Source organism: Algoriphagus sp. AGSA1 (assembly GCF_021390545.1).
Classification (GTDB): domain Bacteria; phylum Bacteroidota; class Bacteroidia; order Cytophagales; family Cyclobacteriaceae; genus Algoriphagus.
The window spans coordinates 26869-47483 of record NZ_JAJUWR010000002.1 but is presented as its reverse complement, the minus strand read 5'-3'; the positions used below and the strand labels follow the sequence as shown (position 1 = coordinate 47483).

General features: G+C 41.8%; 18 protein-coding genes. 11 read left to right on the top strand and 7 right to left on the bottom strand.

Annotated elements, in window-relative coordinates; translation table 11 throughout:
- Window positions 1–6 precede the first annotated feature (6 nt).
- Complete coding sequence (locus tag LZF95_RS01350; RefSeq protein ID WP_233753191.1) at window positions 7–2295, bottom strand: patatin-like phospholipase family protein; 2289 nt, start codon at window positions 2293–2295, stop codon at window positions 7–9.
- A gap of 208 nt (window positions 2296–2503) precedes the next feature.
- Here LZF95_RS01350 and LZF95_RS01345 point away from each other — a divergent pair, with 208 nt between their 5' ends.
- A complete protein-coding gene (locus LZF95_RS01345; protein ID WP_233753190.1) occupies window positions 2504–3001 on the top strand; it encodes a DUF4494 domain-containing protein in 498 nt (165 codons plus the stop codon).
- Window positions 3002–3328: 327 nt separating this feature from the next.
- Here the strand turns inward: LZF95_RS01345 and LZF95_RS27725 are convergent, their stop codons facing one another.
- Entirely contained in the window at window positions 3329–3601 is a 273-nt protein-coding gene (locus LZF95_RS27725) for a DUF6515 family protein (RefSeq protein ID WP_368670758.1), read from the bottom strand.
- 131 nt (window positions 3602–3732) lie between these two features.
- Between LZF95_RS27725 and LZF95_RS01340 the strand changes: the two genes are divergently transcribed.
- A complete protein-coding gene (locus tag LZF95_RS01340) occupies window positions 3733–4794 on the top strand; it encodes a PAS domain-containing protein (RefSeq protein ID WP_233753189.1) in 1062 nt (353 codons plus the stop codon).
- 95 nt (window positions 4795–4889) lie between these two features.
- Here LZF95_RS01340 and LZF95_RS01335 read toward each other — a convergent pair whose 3' ends face one another.
- Window positions 4890–5762 carry an SDR family oxidoreductase gene (locus LZF95_RS01335; RefSeq protein ID WP_233753188.1) on the bottom strand — a complete coding sequence of 291 codons (873 nt, stop codon included), beginning with the start codon at window positions 5760–5762 and terminating at the stop codon, window positions 4890–4892.
- Window positions 5763–5857: 95 nt separating this feature from the next.
- On the opposite strand from LZF95_RS01335, the gene LZF95_RS01330 reads away from it, so the two are divergent.
- Complete coding sequence (locus LZF95_RS01330) at window positions 5858–6724, top strand: hypothetical protein (RefSeq protein WP_233753187.1); 867 nt, start codon at window positions 5858–5860, stop codon at window positions 6722–6724.
- Between the two features lie 122 nt (window positions 6725–6846).
- Here the strand turns inward: LZF95_RS01330 and ahcY are convergent, their stop codons facing one another.
- Together ahcY and LZF95_RS01320 are read right to left on the bottom strand one after the other, a co-directional pair.
- Window positions 6847–8166: an adenosylhomocysteinase gene (ahcY, locus tag LZF95_RS01325; protein ID WP_233753186.1), complete on the bottom strand. Its 1320-nt coding sequence runs from the start codon at window positions 8164–8166 to the stop codon at window positions 6847–6849.
- A gap of 82 nt (window positions 8167–8248) precedes the next feature.
- Window positions 8249–9007, bottom strand: coding sequence for a biotin--[acetyl-CoA-carboxylase] ligase (locus LZF95_RS01320; protein ID WP_233753185.1), 759 nt, complete (start codon window positions 9005–9007; stop codon window positions 8249–8251).
- Window positions 9008–9070: 63 nt separating this feature from the next.
- Between LZF95_RS01320 and rsfS the strand changes: the two genes are divergently transcribed.
- From rsfS to LZF95_RS01300, 4 genes are all read left to right on the top strand, one after another.
- The gene (gene rsfS, locus LZF95_RS01315; protein WP_233753365.1) at window positions 9071–9418 is read left to right on the top strand and encodes a ribosome silencing factor; all 348 of its coding nucleotides are present in this window, start codon (window positions 9071–9073) and stop codon (window positions 9416–9418) included.
- Window positions 9419–9482: 64 nt separating this feature from the next.
- The gene (ftsH, locus tag LZF95_RS01310; protein ID WP_233753184.1) at window positions 9483–11561 is read left to right on the top strand and encodes an ATP-dependent zinc metalloprotease FtsH; all 2079 of its coding nucleotides are present in this window, start codon (window positions 9483–9485) and stop codon (window positions 11559–11561) included.
- A gap of 60 nt (window positions 11562–11621) precedes the next feature.
- Window positions 11622–12395: a UDP-2,3-diacylglucosamine diphosphatase gene (locus tag LZF95_RS01305; protein ID WP_233753183.1), complete on the top strand. Its 774-nt coding sequence runs from the start codon at window positions 11622–11624 to the stop codon at window positions 12393–12395.
- The gene (locus LZF95_RS01300; RefSeq protein WP_233753182.1) at window positions 12392–13222 is read left to right on the top strand and encodes a hypothetical protein; all 831 of its coding nucleotides are present in this window, start codon (window positions 12392–12394) and stop codon (window positions 13220–13222) included. The genes LZF95_RS01305 and LZF95_RS01300 overlap by 4 nt, the downstream gene beginning before the upstream one ends.
- 286 nt (window positions 13223–13508) lie before the next feature.
- Here the strand turns inward: LZF95_RS01300 and LZF95_RS01295 are convergent, their stop codons facing one another.
- Window positions 13509–13934: a peptidylprolyl isomerase gene (locus LZF95_RS01295; RefSeq protein WP_233753181.1), complete on the bottom strand. Its 426-nt coding sequence runs from the start codon at window positions 13932–13934 to the stop codon at window positions 13509–13511.
- Between the two features lie 181 nt (window positions 13935–14115).
- Between LZF95_RS01295 and LZF95_RS01290 the strand changes: the two genes are divergently transcribed.
- Both LZF95_RS01290 and LZF95_RS01285 read left to right on the top strand, forming a co-directional pair.
- The gene (locus LZF95_RS01290) at window positions 14116–15498 is read left to right on the top strand and encodes a sigma-54 dependent transcriptional regulator (RefSeq protein ID WP_233753180.1); all 1383 of its coding nucleotides are present in this window, start codon (window positions 14116–14118) and stop codon (window positions 15496–15498) included.
- On the top strand, window positions 15488–16831 hold the full coding sequence (locus LZF95_RS01285) for a PAS domain-containing sensor histidine kinase (RefSeq protein ID WP_233753179.1): 1344 nt from the start codon (window positions 15488–15490) through the stop codon (window positions 16829–16831). The genes LZF95_RS01290 and LZF95_RS01285 overlap by 11 nt, the downstream gene beginning before the upstream one ends.
- A 24-nt stretch (window positions 16832–16855) precedes the next feature.
- Here LZF95_RS01285 and LZF95_RS01280 read toward each other — a convergent pair whose 3' ends face one another.
- Window positions 16856–17542: a sugar transferase gene (locus LZF95_RS01280; RefSeq protein WP_233753178.1), complete on the bottom strand. Its 687-nt coding sequence runs from the start codon at window positions 17540–17542 to the stop codon at window positions 16856–16858.
- Window positions 17543–17959: 417 nt separating this feature from the next.
- Here LZF95_RS01280 and LZF95_RS01275 point away from each other — a divergent pair, with 417 nt between their 5' ends.
- Together LZF95_RS01275 and LZF95_RS01270 are read left to right on the top strand one after the other, a co-directional pair.
- Window positions 17960–18976 carry a Gfo/Idh/MocA family protein gene (locus tag LZF95_RS01275; protein WP_233753177.1) on the top strand — a complete coding sequence of 339 codons (1017 nt, stop codon included), beginning with the start codon at window positions 17960–17962 and terminating at the stop codon, window positions 18974–18976.
- Between the two features lies 1 nt (window position 18977).
- Window positions 18978–19910: a hypothetical protein gene (locus tag LZF95_RS01270; protein ID WP_233753176.1), complete on the top strand. Its 933-nt coding sequence runs from the start codon at window positions 18978–18980 to the stop codon at window positions 19908–19910.
- The last annotated feature ends 705 nt before the right edge of the window (window positions 19911–20615 follow it).

The following is a 20615-nucleotide window of genomic DNA, read 5'->3' as shown; positions in this document are numbered from 1 at the left end:
TAGTTCTTATTGCTGGATAGTTTCTTTTATCGGCGACTGATCTTTGGCAAACAACTCTTCAAGCCGCTTCAGGGAGCTTTGGTTTTTCAGCGTATAAATACTTTCAAGAATCGACTTTTTCTCCCGTGCCGTTAGTCTCCAGTTTAACGATGCTCTCTGCATAGTCTCTTGGCTTTCCGTCAATTCACCTACCTGCACCTTCTCAGGGGCATATTCAAACTCAATTCTTTCCAAAGCAAAAGGCATGGATTCAGACATGTAGTTGAAAAGAACTTCATTTTGTATGGTTTGCACATTATCCCAATTACCATATATGTTTTTCAATGGCATAAATATTTTTTCAAATATCCTGGGGGGAAAACTGGGTGCTATCTCTGTGGATTTCTCGGAATCACGGATAGTAACCAGCACTACCCCATCGGTATTTTCGTAGATCCATGACTGAAAAACATACATAAACCGCAGTGCATCCTGAATCCCGAAATTGTCCGAAAGGCCTGTATCCATCGTCTCCATGACAGGATCTGAGGGTAGCTCGATGTTTGGAGTGACAAAGGGAAACGTCGCACTCATCCTCAAAGCTGAAAGGAATCTCAGGTTTTTGGAATCGTGTGCTTCGAAAAACCTCAAAAAATCTATTGTTTGCTTCTTCTCGTTGATGCCCAGCTTCCCCTGCATTGAGGTACCAAAAAAAGACATGGAATGCGGAGAGATCACAAGCTTCCTGCCATCATTGGTGATCAGCGTTGTCACGGGCAAAAGTGGGATACGGCCAGAAAACTCAGGTTCTTTATAGGCAGAGATAGGCTTGTCCAAAACACCTCCTGTATTCAGGTTCAGCTGATTTTCAAATGCGAACCCTCTATCCTTGAGGTATTTTTTGCCGTTGTAATGGAAATTTTGATTCCTGATCAGCAAGTCATTCACTAATAATGTGAAAATGATTGGGTTAAGATTATCGGAAGATATTTGATCAAGGTACTTTGTATCCATAGGGTTCACCGTAGAATCCTCCAAGGATCTCAAATATATCTCCCTGAAAAAAGCCTCACCCAAAACGCCTCCGGACGCCCCGGTAAACAATTCGGTATGCTTGATCACTTCTCCTGACTCTACAGCATAAATACTTTGCAGGATCCGCACAGTCCATAGCGCAGCCCGCTGTCCACCACCACTGGCAGCTACCATCACCAGTTTTGGTTTACTTTCATCTGGGAATTTTGCTTTCCAATTATCGAGGATCTCCAGTACATTATCCCTGTCCTTTTTGACCAGTTCGGGTGTCAGAAGGGAGTCCATGCGAGCTAGGCTATAGTTCACTGGTGGTAAGGAATAATCAAGACCAAAGGCCTCATGTGGCCGATTCAGAAAATTGAAATTGCTGAAATAATTTAAAAGTATAAGGAAAGAAAACACCACAAAGGTGGACCATCTCCTGAGCCAGAAACTCGCTGCTCCCACCAACATGATCAATATTGCCAACAAGAGTGTAGAACTCATAGCCGCTGGCAACTGCAGGTAGGGGTTTTCCTTGAAAAGACCCAAAAACAGCACAAATAAGATCAAGAAAATCTGGATAATAAATAGGTTGAGGTGATTCTGGTCAAAAACCCTCAACAGCATTGTACCCTCAAACCTAGAGATATCAGGCCTCACTTTTTTGGGTTTAAGAGAAGTACCCAGATAGTAAAGTACCTTGTGTTTCTGAGTTTTCAAGTCTTTATACTGACTGAGTACATTGGCCCTGGTCAGTCGTACTTTACGCAGCCTTTTATCCACCGTGCCTGCAAAAAGTATAAAGAAATCCTTGTTTGTAAATGCTGAGTAGCCAAAAATGACGGAGAAGGCCAATACACTGCCTGCAAAGAATCCTGCAAAGTAAACCAATACCACCCAGTCATTAGGCAGGTCATTTTCTAACTGGAACACAACAAACTTAACTATATAAGCAATATAAAAAATCGCGGGTATGGCCCCATTGTTGATACAATAATGGATAAAGGGTCTATTCTCAACAGCCAGGAAAGAGAAAAGCCTCCCATCCATAATGTAAGTTGACATATGAAATGCCATGGTCAATATGGCAAACCCGACTCCCATCAGAAAAAAACTGATCCATGATACTTGGTGGAGATACTCCGGGTCCAGAAAAAGGAATGGGATGCCTAGTGTAACGCCAAAATGTTCTAGAATCACTCCCATCAAAAGAACCCACACCAAAATAAGCCCAAGGTTTTTTCTCAGGTGTAAAAAGAATAACTGTATAGGAAAGCTGTACCAGATTTTATCCCGCATGAACTTGGTTTTGGGATAATTTACTTCTTTTCTGTATCCCAACCCAAACTTTTATTTTCCTCAAAGAACTATTTAGGTTCCTGAAATAATTCCAATTGAAAGTCAGATACTTAATCCCCTTAAAGGTCTAAGTACAATTGCTATTTCTACAGATAGCCTTGTCCTTAACAGGATATATTTTACCTTCGAGGCTCAAACAGAAAGAATTATGAGAACTTGGTTTTTGTGCAAAGTCAAATACGCTAAAGAAAACGAGCAGGGCTTACTAAAGAATATCTCTGAGCAATATCTAGTGGATGCTGTATCTTTTACTGAAGCAGAAGCCATATTATATGATAGGCTTGCTTCCCAGATCCGGGGTGATTTTCAGGTGACTGGTATCAGTAAGAGCAATATAGTGGATGTATTCTTTTATGAGGATGCAGATGTCTGGCATAAATGTAAAATATCTTACATGGTAGCTGACGGGGAAAGCGGCAAAGAAAAGAAAGTAACCCAATATATGATTGTCACTGCCGGTGATGTCAAAGAAGCTTACGACAGGATTCAGGAAAGCTTAGGCAATATGCTCGTAAGTTTCAGGGTTCCTGATATAGTAGAAAGCCCAATTGTGGAAGTATTTCCTTTTGAAAAAGACGAAGTAGCTGAACAACTACCGGAAGGCAATTTCAGACCTGTGTCAGAAGTCACTCAAGATGAAGAATAGGGGGTTAACACCGTCAATAACAATAAAGGCCGCATTTGCGGCCTTTATTGTTTATTCATCTGCATATACTATTCACCTTCTTCCACTTGTGCTGTTTCGTAGGTGGTAGGCAGTTGGCATCTCCATATTTCACATAGGTCTGATCTCCTCTTTCACATCTATTATAGTTCCTCCTGGTAGCTTATCCACAATAGTCCTGCCCGGAGGAAGAACAACGGTATATTTCACCATTTTCCCTTTGTGCGTCCCACCCTAGTAATAATTTTTGACCGTTGTGTTTACCTCCACGGCCTGGACATCACTTGGGCTCACTTTTACAGTTGCGACTTAAGGGGCTGTCGCCCTCCTCCGGCTCCTCATAGTCCCCTGGTCATAGTGACACTGTTGGTCTTCCACTGAAACTACGTTAGCTGTGGTCGCAAGGCTAGCTATGAAGAAACCCGAGGGATACCACAGTGACCCCAGTAAAATTGTGTAAAAGAATGATAGTACTAAGATCCAACTAATAATTCTGATATATGGAAGGAATATCAGGTGCCACTGGGTATCTGCTTCCCTGTCTGTGGGAGTAGCCTTTGCAGGGCTGGGAGATGAGGACAATATATTCAAACACCAACTGTTTTATTGTCTTTATCTTAACTAGGATTGATTTATAAAATAATTTTTTATGTATTTCAAATAGTTTTTTATGTATTTGAAGGTTAATTGACAAGTTTTACTAGCTTTGAATCATGAATTATTTTGATGCTATCCAGTCCTTAAGTCACTTGGCAGTTATATCTGAATATTTCCTTCAGATCACATTGGACAAATCTGGACGGGTCATCTCATCCGATTCTGGCTTAGGCCCCCTCCCTACTTTCTTTGACCGCAAAGAGAAGCCAATTTTTTTTGCCGATTGTTTTGCAGCTGACAACTGGGGAAAGTATGAAAGCCAGAGATTAAAGGCCTGGAAAAATTCCCATCAATCCTTCACTGTAAATCTTCAAAAAATAGTTCACCCTCAAGGTGAATTAGTTGACACCAAATGGGAGTTCTTCTTCATAACTGAAGACTTTGGGACATGCCTGGGAATAGGCCACCCAGTCACACAGTCCTCGCCCTACAATCTGGGACTAGGTGATTTTTTTGATAGCACTTCCAGGGAGGGGAAGGAAATCATCGACAGTATATTGGAAAATAAACTACTTGGTTTTTGGGAATTTGACCTGACCAAAAAAGGGGATAAAATAAGCCAAGGCTTAGGACAAATGCTCGGCTACACCCAAGATGAACTTGCAGGAGCTACCCCGATATCCTGGCAGAAACATATCCATGCGGATGATTTCCCCTACCTCATACGAGATCTAAGAAGCCATTTTAAGGCCACAGGAAATCTTCCCTTCAAAAAAGAGTTTAGGATAAATCAAAAGAATAACCAAACTATCTGGGCTCTGGGATTTGGTAAAACAATAGAATGGGCGGCCACAGGACATCCCACTAAAGTACTGGGATGTATTCTGGATATATCAGACCGAAAAAAACAAGAAACATGGTTAAAAGAACATCATTACTTTCTAAAAGAACTTGCCTTTGAGCAGTCCCATACACTGAGAGCCAGAGTAGCCAATATTCTGGGCATACTGGAAATCATGGATAACGAACCGCAAAATGATGAATCCAAGCGGCTGTTGCGATTAATTAAGAATGAAACCATGCTATTGGACCAATCGCTCAGGAAAAGTATCAAAGAATCTGTTCAGAAAAACAAATCCATTGAAAACAATTTGATAAGTGGGGGAGAAACGGAATAACACTACTGCTCAATTAACACCAACACCCAAACACCCTGTCTATAGATCTCTCATTTTCCACTTAGCTTTCAGGTAGCTCCAAGCCACTTTGGGGCTCAAGCTTTTTTTCCTCTTGAGGCTTCCATCATATCCCACATCGTTCCCGGGATCTGATCCAGGTTATTGAACTCACCTGCCCCTTTTAGCCACTCTCCACCATCTATGGTCATTACTTCACCATTGACAAAGGATGAATAATCCGACACTAGATAAGCGGCTAGGTTTGCCAGCTCCTGGTGCTCTCCCACTCTTCCGACTGGCACTTTTTTAGCTGGATCAAATTTTTCGGCCATTTCGCCGGGCAACAATCTGCTCCAGGCTCCTTCGGTCGGGAATGGTCCTGGAGCTATGGCATTAGATCGGATACCGTATTTAGCCCATTCCACAGCCAAGGAGCGGGTCATCGCCAGTACTCCCGCTTTGGCGGCAGCAGAAGGCACCACGTAGCCCGATCCTGTCCAAGCATAAGTAGTTACAATATTCAGAAATATACCAGGCTGTTTTTGTGCTATCCAATACTTGCCTGCAGTAAGGGTGACATGTGATGTCCCCTTCAGCACAATATCCAAAATGGTGTTGAAGGCATTTGTAGAAAGACGTTCGGTGGGACTTATGAAATTTCCGGCGGCATTGTTCAAAACGACATGGATTTGTCCCAGCCGATCTATTGCAGCTTTCCACATAGCCTCCACCTCATCGATCTCCCTTACATCACATAGCAATGGAATTACACTTCCGCCATTTTCATCCATCATTTTCCTGGCTGTTTCTTCCAGCACATCCAGCTTGCGGGAAGTAATCACCAAGTTAGCTCCCAATTGCAAAAAATACACTCCCATTGATCTCCCAAGTCCTGTCCCACCTCCGGTTATTAATATATTTTTCCCTTTGAGCGCACCAGGTTTAAGCATTCCTTCCGCTAAAATCATAAATTTGTGGTTTATCGTAGATCTCTAAGATAAGGATTTCGGCTTGGTAATTGAAGTAAGCAAAGACAACCAACTTTAATTTTTAACAGTCACCCATGAGAAAATTAATTTTCCCGCTTATTTGTCTGATACCGCTCTTAGTTAGCTGTAAGGAAGATGAAGAGAAAGTAATCCATACAGATCTTCCCGCGGAAGCGGGGCAGTTGTTCGGCATTTCGCAGGATTGGAATGAGAGCCTGTATTTTGCGATGCTGCAGTGGGAGGACTATATGGAAATGGACTCTTTGGGATTGCCTAGCTGCCCTGATATCATATTGGACAGTATGACAAAAGAAGTTATCCTGGATTTCGTATCAGGCGTGGAATGTACGCAATCTGGAAGCTACACCAGAAGCGGAAAGTTGATTATCAAATACGATACAACCAATCAGTATTCTGATAAAAAATGGTCCATGGAATATGTCGATTATAAGTTCGATGCCAGATCCCTGGACGGTATCCGATATTTTTCGAATACAGATTCCATTCACGTTTCTGAAGAATTCACAGACCTGGTCGAAAGGACTGAAAATGGCTTAAGCACCGAATTTTCAGGAAAATTCCTACATACAAAATCAATAGTCATCGATTCACTAGCTGCTGATTCACTTTCATCAGACAGTGCAGCACACCGTCCTAAATTGACTAGTCTCTCTTCTAGCGGTAGAATTTCCGGTGTAAATGCCGTAGGACGGGATTTCGAAATCAGTATGGACACCCCTGTCACCCATTCGGCAGAATGTTATGGACAAAATGAAATCCTCCCCTCCATAGCAAAAGAAAGCTGGACAGTATCTCGAGGGGGGACTTCCCATGTCACATACTCAGTACAATATGAACAACTACCAGAGGCATGCCAGGTCACCGCGATCGCTACTTTGCCTGATGGCAAACAATTATTATTAAATCCTTCTGAGGAATAAACTGACAGGTTCCCAGCAAGTGAAAGTTCAGTTAAATCCCTCTGTTTTGCCACAGTGGTTTTGGGAAAATAACCCATAAACAAAAAAGCCCCGGGGTCACCGGGGCTCTCTGGATTAAATCATCAATATCTGTAATAATCAGGCTTGAAAGGACCTTCAACAGTTACTCCTATGTACTCAGCTTGATCCTGGGACAACACTTCCAGTTCCACACCCAGTTTGGCTAAGTGCAAAGCCGCAACTTTCTCGTCCAAGTGCTTTGGCAAAACATACACTCCCGGTTGGTACTGGTCAGTATTGTTCCATAGCTCTAGTTGCGCCAAAGTCTGATTGGTGAATGAGTTGGACATCACAAAAGATGGATGACCCGTGGCACAGCCCAAATTCACCAGCCGGCCTTCAGCCAACACGATGATCTCGTTCCCTTCTATATTGTAAAGATCCACTTGAGGCTTGATCTCAACTTTAGTATTGCCATAAGTACCATTTAGCCAAGCCATATCGATTTCATTATCGAAGTGCCCAATGTTACAAACAATGGTTTTGTCTCTCATAGACTTGAAATGCTCCTCAGTGATGATGTTTTTATTACCGGTAGCTGTCACTACTATATCTGCCTCCTTCACTGCATCAGTCATTTTCTTCACTGCATAGCCATCCATTGCAGCCTGCAAGGCACAGATAGGATCGATTTCTGTGACGATTACCCTGGCACCAGCACCTCGCAATGAGGCAGCCGAGCCTTTACCTACATCCCCATATCCGCCTACCACAGCCACTTTACCGGCCATCATTACGTCAGTGGCTCTTCTGATAGCATCTACCAATGATTCCTTACACCCGTATTTATTATCGAATTTTGACTTCGTCACCGAATCATTCACATTAATCGCAGGCATTGGAAGAGTACCGTTTTTCATTCTTTCATAAAGTCTGTGAACACCTGTTGTAGTCTCTTCCGACAGACCTTTGATCCCGGCGACCAATTCCGGATATTGATCCAAAACCATATTGGTGAGGTCACCTCCATCATCCAAGATCATATTCAAAGGCTTACGGTCTTCCCCGAAAAACAAGGTCTGTTCTATACACCAGTCAAAATCCTGCTCATTCAATCCCTTCCAGGCATACACTGATATACCGGCCGCGGCTATGGCAGCGGCAGCATGATCCTGGGTAGAAAAAATATTACAAGATGACCAGGTAACCTCTGCACCTAAAGCGACCAAAGTTTCGATCAAAACGGCAGTCTGTATAGTCATGTGAAGACATCCTGCGATTCTTGCACCTTTAAGCGGCTGAGATGCCCCATACTCTTCTCTTAGAGCCATCAAGCCTGGCATTTCAGCTTCAGCCAGTTTGATTTCTTTTCTACCCCATTCTGCCAAGGATATATCTTTTACCTTGTATTGAATAAATTTCTCAGATTTAGTTTCTGACATAATATTGATAGTTAACGTATTGATTTCACTAAAAACTTGTGCAAAGGTACCGCATAAAGTTTGGAATTTAAAACTGGCCCTGTTAGAGAAAAGCCACCTCTTTCATCCCGAAAGTAACGTTTTCTCCATTTGCCAATTCCATTTCAAGCTTTCCTTCCCTTGTGACACCAACAATCTTCCCCGAAAATTGTTCTCCTTTGGCTAAATAAGAATCCCAACGATCCCTTCTGTACAAGGAATGGAGGTATTCCGATTTAATTTCATCAAACTTTCTTTTTTTCAGCTGTATGTACCCCAGCTCCATCTGTGTGACCAACAACCGAAACAACTCTTTCAGGTCAAACCGACTTCCGGTGATGGAATGAAGGGATGCGGCATTGTTGCTGCCAAAATGAAGTTGATTTATATTGATGCCCACTCCCACTATGGAATATTCCCATTCTTTTCCTGAAAACATATTTTCAATCAATATGCCCCCTATTTTCCCAAACCCTGGAACAATAAGGTCATTGGGCCATTTGACTTCCAAATGTGGCAAATAGTCCACAAGAAGCTTCCTAATACTGTTAGAAACAGCCATATTTAGATAAAATTGCTCTGAAATATCCATAAAACCCGGGCTCAGCACCAAAGAAAACGTGAGATTTTGTCCTGCTTCGGACTCCCACGCATTTCCCCGCTGCCCCTTCCCTTTGGTCTGATTGTGGCAGATGATGACACTGCCCTCCTGAGCCAGTCCCAGCCTGACCAGATGCAACGCATTGTCATTGGTGGAATGACACTCTGGCAGAAAATGTACATCTTTCCCTAAAAAAATCGTGTTGGCAAGAATTTTATACATAAATTTTGAATTCGCTGAAAATGGATATTTTTATCCTACCCAATGCAAAATTAAATGAATAATATGACAGCAGAAGAGCTGAGTAAAGTAATCATCAAAGGAATGGAAGAAAAAAAAGCTTCAGACATTGTCTTGATGGATTTACGACATATAAAAAACACTGTCACGGATTTTTTTGTTATTTGCTCAGGAAATTCGGATTCCCAACTTGATGCCATCGCAGATTCAATAGAAGAGGAAGTGATTAAAACAGGAGAAGGGAACCCATGGAAAAGTGAGGGGAAAAGTGGCAGACAGTGGATTTTAGTGGATTATGTGAACGTTGTAGCACATATTTTCCTTAAAGATAGGAGAGCATTTTATGGATTGGAAGACCTATGGGGAGATGCCAAAGTCACCAGAATTGGATAAATAAACCAAACTTTCATTTTGACTCTCCGTTAACGTTAAGTTTATGAAATTACCCTAATAAGAAATGAGCGATACTACGAATAAAAACAAAAAATTTGTACCTAAGACACCTCAAAAGCCCAATTTCCCCAAATTTCAACTTTGGCTGATCATCGCTGCGGTGGCGGTTTTACTTGGACTCACATATGTTCAAAACCGAAATGCCGTAGTGGATATTACCCAAAAGAGATTTGAAGACATGTATCTGGCTGGGGACGTGTCTAAGGTGACCATGGTAAAAAACATGGAGCGAGTGGACGTCACATTGAAATCTACGGCTCTGTCCACCGAGAAATATAAAACAGAGCTTGAATCAAATTCCACTTTTTTCAATCCTCAAGGGCCTCACTACTCCTTCCAGGTAGCTTCTGTAGATAAATTTGCCAATGATTTTGATGCTTTAAAAGAGCAGGTTCCGCAGGAGGACAGAATAGAATTATCGGTAGCCACAGAAGAAAACTGGAGCAGTTATTTTGGCAGCTTTGGTTTTTTGATTCTACTGTTTGTACTCTTTTGGTTTATGATGCGCCGCATGGCCGGCCCATCAGGCCCAGGCGGGCAGATATTCAACGTAGGGAAATCCAAAGCGCAGCTCTTTGATGCAGAAAACAAGGTCAAGATTACCTTTGACAATGTGGCAGGACTTGATGAGGCCAAAGAGGAAGTCCAGGAAATAGTTGAATTCCTTAAAAACCCAGGAAAATTCACCAAACTGGGCGGCAAAATACCTAAAGGTGCCTTGCTGGTAGGCCCTCCGGGCACAGGTAAGACCCTGTTGGCCAAAGCAGTAGCCGGAGAAGCCGGAGTGCCTTTCTTCACACTTTCAGGATCTGATTTTGTAGAAATGTTTGTTGGCGTGGGAGCCGCTCGTGTCCGTGACTTATTCAAGCAGGCAAAAGAAAAAGCACCCTGCATCATCTTTATAGACGAGATCGATGCCATAGGTAGATCGAGAGGTAAAGGGCAGATGCCAGGATCCAACGACGAAAGAGAAAACACCCTCAACTCCTTGCTAGTGGAAATGGATGGATTTGGAACTGACACCGGTGTAATCGTAGTAGCGGCGACCAATAGACCGGACGTATTGGATAGTGCATTGCTCAGGCCAGGACGTTTTGACAGGCAGATATCTATTGACAAACCAGACATTAACGGTCGTGAGGCGATTTTCAAGGTCCACCTGAAGCCGATCAAGACGGCGGATGATGTAGATCCTAAAAAATGCGCTGCCCAGACTCCAGGCTTTGCAGGGGCGGAGATCGCAAACGTCTGTAATGAAGCAGCCTTAATTGCTGCCAGACGTAATAAAACAGCCGTGGATATGCAGGATTTCCAAGATGCGGTAGATCGGGTGATTGGTGGGTTGGAAAAGAAAAACAAGATTATTTCTCCTGAGGAAAAGAAAATCGTTGCATTCCACGAAGCAGGTCACGCGGTAGCGGGCTGGTTCCTGGAGCATGCTGATCCTTTGGTGAAAGTAAGTATAGTACCTCGCGGAGTGGCTGCTTTAGGCTATGCACAGTACCTACCCAAAGAGCAGTTCCTATATCAGACCGAACAGTTAATGGATGAGATGTGCATGACCTTAGGAGGCCGGGCTGCCGAAGAGATTATTTTCAAGAAAATATCCACAGGTGCACTGAGTGACCTGGAGCGTGTCACCAAGATGGCCTACTCTATTGTTTCTGTATATGGAATGAACGATAAAATCGGGAATGTGTCCTTCTATGACTCCAAGGGAGATGGCTACAAAATGACCAAGCCTTATTCGGAAACCACTGCGGAAGTGATCGATGAGGAGGTTAGGAAGCTGATCCAATCGGCCTATGACAAAACCAAGGAATTGCTCACACATCGCATGAAAGAGTTGGAGATTTTGGCAAAGGAGCTTCTGGAAAAGGAAATTCTCTTTCAGGCCGATCTGGAACGCCTGATAGGTAAAAGACCATTCGATAAGGAAACCACCTATCAAGCTTTCACAAATAAAAAAGAGGTGATAAAAGAACCTGAATTGCCTTCTCAAGACAATGAAGAAGGCTCTGAATCATCAGACCCGTTGAAAGATCCAATTCCGGAGCCAAATTCTGACAATCGAATCATTTAATAGTTGCCCCGATTTACTCGGGGCTTTTTTTATATTGTCTCTACACGTCTATCTTTAATCATGCAATCTACCCCCTTGGATTTTCCACTGCATGGAAAAAAGCTTTACTTCGCGTCCGACTTTCACTTGGGAGCTCCAAATGAATCTGACAGTAAAACCCGGGAAAAAAAGATCGTACGCTGGCTCGATTTCATCGCTGAAGATGCAGCTGCAATTTTTCTGGTCGGTGATATTTTTGACTTTTGGTTTGAGTATGGGCAGGTTATACCAAAAGGCTTCATCCCTTTTATTTCTAAAATCCACCAACTGAGAGATCGTGGACTCCCTGTCGTGTTTTTCACCGGCAATCACGATTTATGGATGGGGGATTATTTCACCCATGAACTGGGAATCCCTGTTTACACTCATCCCATCGAATTAAAAGTTGAGGGAAAATCTATCCTTGTAGGTCATGGGGATGGTTTGGGGCCGGGAGACTATTCTTATAAATTCCTGAAAAAGGTGTTTACAAACCCTCTTGCCCAATGGCTATTCCGCTGGTTTCACCCTGACCTGGGTATCAAGCTCGCCAAGAGTTGGTCTGCCCATAGCCGTATCACCAATATGGAGAAAGAAGAAAATCATTTCCTGGGTGAGGGTGAATGGCTTTGGGCCTATTGCAAGGAAATTGAAGAAAAGAAACACCACGATTTCTATATTTTTGGACACAGGCATCTTCCGCTTGAGCTCAAAGTAGGTTCTGGCTCTACCTATTTTAACCTGGGAGAATGGGTGTCCCAATTCACCTACCTATCATTTGACGCTAGGGAAGCAAAACTTCTTACCTTCGAATGAGATCTCTGGGAATATTTTTAGTGTTTATTTACTCCTACTCCGGAAACGCCCAAAATCAGGGGATACTTGGCTCCCCTATTGCTGAAATCAGGATTAATGAGCTGGATTTGATTTCTTTTGACACCAAGGATCAATTATTTGTCAGCAACACATCAGGGGATATTTACCTGTTTAATAAGGAAGGAAAGCAGCAGAACCTCTTTTCTCCGGCCAGGCAGGGAAGACTGGATCAGCTAGAGGCCGCACGCACAGTGAGTGTTTTCAGTTTTTCATCAGACCTGCAAGAATATAGGGTTCTCGATAGATTTCTAAACCCATTGGCAGAAAATGGATTTTCCTTTTCTGAAGTCAACTTGGCCAAGGCTGCAACACTTGGGAACAACCATGTGGTTTGGGTCTGGGATGAATCTGATATGACACTGAAATCACTGGATTACTTAAGGGGTGCCCTCATCCAGTCACAGCCTTTGAATTTAATTTCAGGCTCCGAAGCACTAGATGTTACGGAGATAAGGGAATTTAAAAACCGTCTATTTATGAATGTCCCTGCTTCAGGCGTTTTCATCTTTGACAACCAGGGAAATCTAATGCGCAAAATTGAGGTAAAAGGGATCAGAAAATTGTGTTACTACAAAGAACACCTCCTATGGCTGGACGGAACCGTACTAAAGGCAATTTCACTCACCTCCTACGATATCCTTGTGATTTTTGAATTAGGCACGGAAATGCCTGATTACCTACAAATAGGTCAGGAAAGAATCGCACTAGTGTCTGACGGACGAGTGGCTCTCTACCCTATCCCACAAGCGTTAAGATCTTTGGAGTGAAGGGAGACCTTAAAATATATGAGCCAGTCCAACTTCAAGAGAGAGATGGGCGCCCCTGTGGTGTGCAAATGTATCCTTGAAAAACAAGCCCTGGACTTCCTGCCACTACCAAGGAACCCTCAGTGTGACTTCATCATGACTTACTCTCTTGAAAAAACAGCCTATCACAAAATCATCTCTTACCTGCGACTTCTTTGAGAAATCCTTTGTCCATTGTGAGCAATTCGGTTGGAAAAAAGGCCATTTCATTTCTGAAACAGCCCTTTAAACTAAGGTACGCTTTTGATTAGTTGACCTTAACCAATTCTATATCAAAAATCAAGTCTTTACCGGCCAACTGATGATTGGCATCCAAGGTAATCTTCTTCTCGTCCAAATCAGTTACGACCACAGGCATAGGCTGTCCATTGCCTCCTTGTAGGGTCAATTGCATCCCTATCTCCGGCTTGATATCAGCAGGAACCTGCTCGATAGGCACCTCGATTATCATATCGTCTCTGCGTTCACCGTAGGCCTCTGCGGCAGGGATCGTAACAGTCACCTTTTCACCAAGCTCCATTCCATCCACCGCAGTGTCAAAACCTTTGATCATATTTCCATCGCCTAAGGTAAATCCTAGCGGCTCACGATTTGCTGAGGTATCAAATACGCTTCCATCTTCTAATTTACCGGTATAATGCACTTGAACTGCATCTCCTTTTTTAGCTTGCATAGTCTTTTGTTTTAGTAAACAACAAAGGTACAAAAATCTCTTAGGGATGAAAATCAAGGTTTTCTGTCCGATTCCGTTATAAAACCGTACATTTTTGGACACTACTAGTGCAAAATCCTCCTAAATAGGCTAATATTAGGGTTGGCATCATTTTGCACCTAGAAAGACCAAACAATTTACCATGGAAAATCAAGATTTAGGCAAGATCCTTATTATAGACGATAATGAAGATTTACTCTTTGCCGCCAAGATGCTGTTGAAAAAGCATGCAAAAGAAGTCATGATAGAAAAGGATCCTCGAAGGATTCCTTTTTTGATCAATAACAATAATTATGATGTAATTCTTCTAGATATGAATTTCCGCGAGGATACCACCTCCGGCAAAGAAGGGTTTCACTGGTTGAAACAAATCAAAGAAATAGACCCAAAGGCTGTTGTGATCCTAATCACTGCCTTCGGGGATGTGGAAATGGCCGTACAGGCTCTGAAGGAAGGAGCTACTGACTTCATCCTGAAACCATGGCAAAACGAGAAGCTGATCGCCACACTTTCAGCTGCTATCCGGCTCAAAGAAAGTTACAATGAAGTCGATAAGCTGCAAAAGAAACAAAAGCAGATGCAGTCCGACATGAAAAAACCCTATACTGACATCATAGGGCAGAGTGCTTCCATGAAAAACATTTTTTCTATCATAGACAAAGTAGCCCAGACAGATGCCAACGTGTTGATCTTAGGAGAAAATGGGACAGGTAAGGAACTGATAGCCCGTGCCATTCATGACAGATCACTTCGTAAGGATGAGATTTTTGTAGGGGTAGATATGGGCGCGATCACAGAAACCCTGTTCGAGTCAGAATTATTTGGACATAAAAAAGGAGCCTTTACAGACGCAAAAGATGACCGTGCGGGCAGGTTCGAAATAGCCGACAAAGGCTCCCTGTTTTTAGATGAAATAGGCAACCTGTCACTGCCGCTACAGTCCAAGCTATTAACCGTATTGCAAAGAAGAGAAGTGACCAGAATAGGCACCAATAAAGCCATTCCGGTGGACATCAGGTTGATCTGTGCCACTAACATGCCTTTACATGAAAGCATTGCGGACAATACATTCCGTCAGGATTTGTTATATAGGATCAACACTGTGGAGATATTTCTTCCACCATTGCGTGAAAGACAGGACGACATTCCAGTCTTGGCAAACCATTTCCTAAAAAGCTACAGCCAGAAATACCGTAAAAACTTCACGGGCTTTACCTCCTCTGGAATGGATTTACTTCAGCATTATGCCTGGCCTGGGAATATCCGGGAACTCCAGCATGCCATCGAGCGGGCCATCATCATGGCTGAAGGCGATGTGTTGGATTCCAGGGATTTCTTCTTTCTGTCGGCAAAACCGGCATCTGACAAAGCGCCAACCTCCGTCACGCTGAACCTCGATGATATGGAAAAAACCACTATACAACGTGCCATAGACAAGAACGGGGGAAACATCTCAAAAGCAGCCAAAGAGCTAGGTTTGACGAGAGCCAGCTTGTACAGAAGGCTGGAAAAATATGGATTATAAAGTCGGCTTATTAGGGAGAATTGCTTTTTTGGCGGCTTCTCTCTTTCTTCTTGCTTATGCTATCATCGATAGCTGGGGTGTCTTTATGATTTCCCTTTTACTTGTTTTGGTGGTATTCCAAATCATCTATTTGTTGAAGTATTCCGAAGGTTCATTTAAGAAAGTGCGGGTGTTTCTGGACAACATCAAACAGGACAAATACTCTCAGCTCTATCCCGTTAAATTTGACGGCACAGAAACGGATGATCTCCATATAGAATTCAATGCCATTCTAGCCAAATTAAAAGAAGACCAGGCAGAGAAAGAGGCTAATTATCAGTATTTTAGATCGGTATTCAAGCATCTTAGCATAGGGCTGATCACTTTCGGTGAAAATGGAGGCATACAAATCGTAAATACCGCCGCAAAGCGGATTCTCGATGTGGACCAACTCCAAAATATCGCTGAAGTTGAACATATAAATAAAGAACTTCATCTGGCGATCAATAACTTAAGAACAGGTGGAAGTGAGTTGATCAAGATTGCCCACCCAGACGGCATCATGCAGATTTCAGTTTATGTGATCGAATTGTTGATGCGTGGAGAAAAATTCAAATTGGTTTCCCTTCAGAATATCCAGTCCGAACTGGAGGAAAAAGAAATGGAAGCTTGGCAAAACCTGGTCAAAATCCTTACGCACGAAATCATGAATTCCATCGCTCCCATCTCATCTTTGGCAGGAACTATACAAAGTGAGATCGAAAGCAAACTAGAAAATGTGGAACAAATCACCCCGAATGACATGGAGGATTACCTCATGGGTATCAGCACTATAGAAAAGAGAAGTCAAGGATTGATCAGCTTTGTGTCTGATTTTAGAAGTCTAGCGCATATACCCGCGCCAAAATTCAGCAGTATTGCTATCGCAAACCTTTTTCACCAATTGGAAGTCTTGTTGCAACATCAACTTGAGAATTTTCAAATCGAACTGATCAAAGAAATCAATCCTAAAGAACTAATCCTGTTCGGAGACCAAACCCAGATCGAGCAGGTTCTGATCAACCTTACCCAAAATGCCATTCAGGCGGTGGAAGATTCTGAGGTAAAACGGATTATCCTAAGGGCATTTATAGACGAGGCTGGCAAAATAATCCTGGAAGTGGCTGATACAGGGAAAGGAATTGAGGAGGAGGCCCTTTCGAAGATTTTCATCCCATTCTTCACCACTAAGTCAAAAGGATCCGGAATCGGCTTGAGCCTATCGAAACAGATCATGCGTCGGCATAAAGGCAATATTCAGGTAAGGTCTGTGCTTGGTGAAGGGACAACTTTTAAGTTGATTTTTAACGGATAGCTTATGTGAACCTTTTACCTTGAATTAATACGCATTCTTGTTCATAAAAAACAAACTGTGAAAAGTCAAGAATATTATTTTTAAATCAAGTAAAAAACTCCAGTTCTTAATATAGAACAGGTCATATCTCAAACGGGCATTCATATCGAATGTATCCCGAATTTCGCCTCGATAGCCCTTTGCTTGTGCAAGACCTGTAATTCCCGGCTTAACCATATGCCTGAACATAAAATTCTCTATTTTTTCAGCAAATTCTTTATTCATGGGAATTGCATGAGGCCTAGGCCCGACTATCGCCATTTCTCCTACCAACACATTCAATAGCTGAGGTAATTCATCTAAACTGCTTTTTCTAAGAAAAGCCCCGACTTTTGTAACCCTGGCATCGCCTTTAGTAGCTTGTTTAAAATCACTTTCAGGTTCAAATTTCATACTTCTGAACTTCAGACAATAGAAGGGCACATTATTTTGACCATGTCTTAGTTGTTTGTAAAACACGGGGCCATTCGATTCCAACCTTATTATCAATGCGATTATTGGAAACAACCAGCTTGCAATTAGGATAAGGAAAACACTTACAAGCAAAATTTCAAGAATCCTTTTGGCGATTGTCTGTGAACTATCCAATAGATTGATTGAATAGCTGTTAACAAAAAAATCAGGACTTATCGAAAAGTTTTGAATCCTATTGAGTTTTGAAATTGTAGCCATGGCAAGAGCGGTTTTTTTTATGAAAAATCACCTTCAGCGACTTGTTAAAATTTTATAGTCATTTTTCGGTATAAAGCTAGGGAATAAATAAGTGAAACACCAAATGAAACACATTTTTTTTTATTTGAAATACATTTTTTGTAAAAAACTAAATTTTCATCAACCACAAATTATTGAAAACGTGACCGTTACAATCGGCACGAGAATCCCATATATCAGAATGACATCCAATGGGGCTTAAAAATCACTTTAAAAGTAGGGGTAAACTGATTGCCGTTTTCCAATAAAAAAGATGAAAAAATAATTTTTACATACATTTTCTTGCTTTTTAAATATTAATTAAAGTAATTTGATCGAAAATAAGCGGGGTTAGGCCCGCAATAAACGGTAGGCTTTAAAACACTAATACGTGAAAAAATGGTAAAAATCGCTTTGATCGGGGCAGGAAAAATGGGATTATCCCATCTTTCAATTTTAGGAGCTCATCCTAATGTGAAAATCGTTGGAGTCTGTGATACCTCAAAAATGGTGGTTCAGGTTCTTGAAAGATACAGTGGCTATAAATGTTTCTCTGACTACATAAAGATGGTAGAGGAAACTCAACCTGATGGCGTATTCGTTTCGGTACCTACCAAGTACCATTATCCGATGGTCAAGGAACTTTTAATGAGGGGGATCAATGTCTTCACTGAAAAACCCTTTTGTCTGAACCCTGAAGAAAGTATTGAACTGGCCCAGCTTGCCATGGCAGCAGGTGTCATAAATCAGGTAGGTTACCATAACAAATTTGTGGGGACTTTCCGGGAGGTCAAAAGACTTGTAAAAGCGGGAGCGATTGGAGAAATCACCCATTTTCAAGGTGAAGCTTACGGGCCTGTGGTAGTGAAGAAAAAGAGTGAAACATGGAGATCCGACCCATCTGAAGGAGGAGGATGTCTTATGGATTACGCCTCTCATGTAATCGACCTGATAAATGACATCATCTCTCCAATTGAATCGTGCAAGGGATCAATCCTTAAATCTATCTATTCAAAAAATGTAGATGACTCTGTTTATGCTTTAGTTGGTATTGAATCTGGAGCATCCGGGGTCATTTCGGTAAACTGGAGTGATGAAACCTATCGTAAAATGTCAACTTCCATCACGATTATCGGTACGGAAGGCAAAATTGAATCAGACGCAAACGAATTGAAAGTATATTTCAAAGGCAACAAATTCCCCAAAGGATATTCAAAAGGATGGAATGTCAAGTATGTGACCGACCTCACAGATGAAGTCTCCTTTTATCTCAGAGGAGAGGAATATTCAGCCCAAATAGATTATTTCATAAAATCCGTGGAAGGTGAAAACAGCCATGACATCAATACATTCGATAGTGCATGGAAAACTGATAAATCTATTTCATTAATCAAAAAACAATCAAGCTACATTTAATATGGAACGAATAATTTTTGGAGACAACCAGTTTTTTGCTGTTAATCATATTTCAGACGAAAAATCACGTGCGCAGTCCATTAAATTTAAAGATGATTCTACAATCATCAAAACACTGGATATAGCAATAGCATCGGGTATAAACACCTTCATGTGTACAACCCACGACAGGATTGCCAATATCTGTGAACTAATACGGCGAGATCCTGAAAAATACAAGAACTTTAAAATCTATCCTTGTATGCCCTATGCCCACAAATACGCCAATGCCGTAACCGAATTGGGCATAGCCGGAACGCTGAAGCAATATGTGCCTGGTAACTTTGTCAGCTCATTGTTCAAAGGTGGTATGGCGTATGTATCCAAGGATTTCATTTCAATTATGGAATTAATGGTTGATGCGGAAATGAAAATGTTCAAAGGGATAAATACACCGGTTATATTTCTTCAAAATGTAATCACAGATCTTTTGTTAGGACTTGGAATGAATGAATTCTTACTCGGATTTGCCAATTATGTAAAGCAGAAATACAACGCAGAGCCTGGGTTTATCACAATGAATTTGCCAAAGCTTTTGGATGTGCTGGAAAATGGAGGGGTTTATAACCCTATAATCTGCACTTCCATAAATAAAGTGAACTTTAGAATGTCAGGAGGAAAAGAGCTATACGAAAAAACCCTAAAGGAAGGAAGATGCAGAGTCATCGCAATGCAGGTCCTTGGCGGAGGGGCAATTCCTGCAAATGAGGCATTGGAATACGTAAGTAATTTACCCAATATCGAATCGATATTGTTTGGAGCATCATCCAAACAGAATATCGAAAACACGGTGGAAACCATAAGATTCCACGACCAAAAAAACAAAGAGCGTATTATCACCAAATACAATATAACTGATAATCAGTTCGCCACACCAGTTTCCGTAGCGAACTAAAACTAATACGTCCGTCTGCTTTAGCTTGCTTCCTCTAGTCTAAAGCAGGCGGGTGTTGAGTTTAATTGTAACGAATAATAATCCCTCACTATACACTTAGACTCCAAAAAGCTCCAAAATCATGATTTGTGAGAGCACATTTACCTTCAAATTCCAAGCTATTGATTTGTGATTCTTGGGCAGATACAATAAATGTTTCTGGCCTACTCATTATGTCAAAGCTCTAAATCCCTCTCTTCAATCCCACGAAAGTACTATAATGGCATAGAGAACTTCCCATGACGCATACTCCCAAAAGCTGTCCATAATCGACCCTATCGGCTCATCCACAGTCAAAGGAAACAATCCTTGTTCAATCCTTTAACAACCAATTTTTTTTTTTGATCTGGTAAGCCATTAGTAGCCAATAGCCCGAAAAGACCTCTGAAATACAGAGGGTCCGGTATAACCACCTCCGCGCTGTAAGATGTACAAAAAAATTTACTTCCGGTTTTCACCGCTGAACCCAGTAGCGACAAACAGCTAAACCAGAAATCAAATTCTTCTGGGCCGCATAAAGCCAAAGGAATATCCAATAAAAATTAAAATGCAAAAAATATAATTTCAAATTTTCTAAAATGCATTTTAAATACATATATTTGCAATACACATTGTATCTGCCGTATATATTTGGAAACAGGGGATCCAGATGTGGAACTAGTTTAA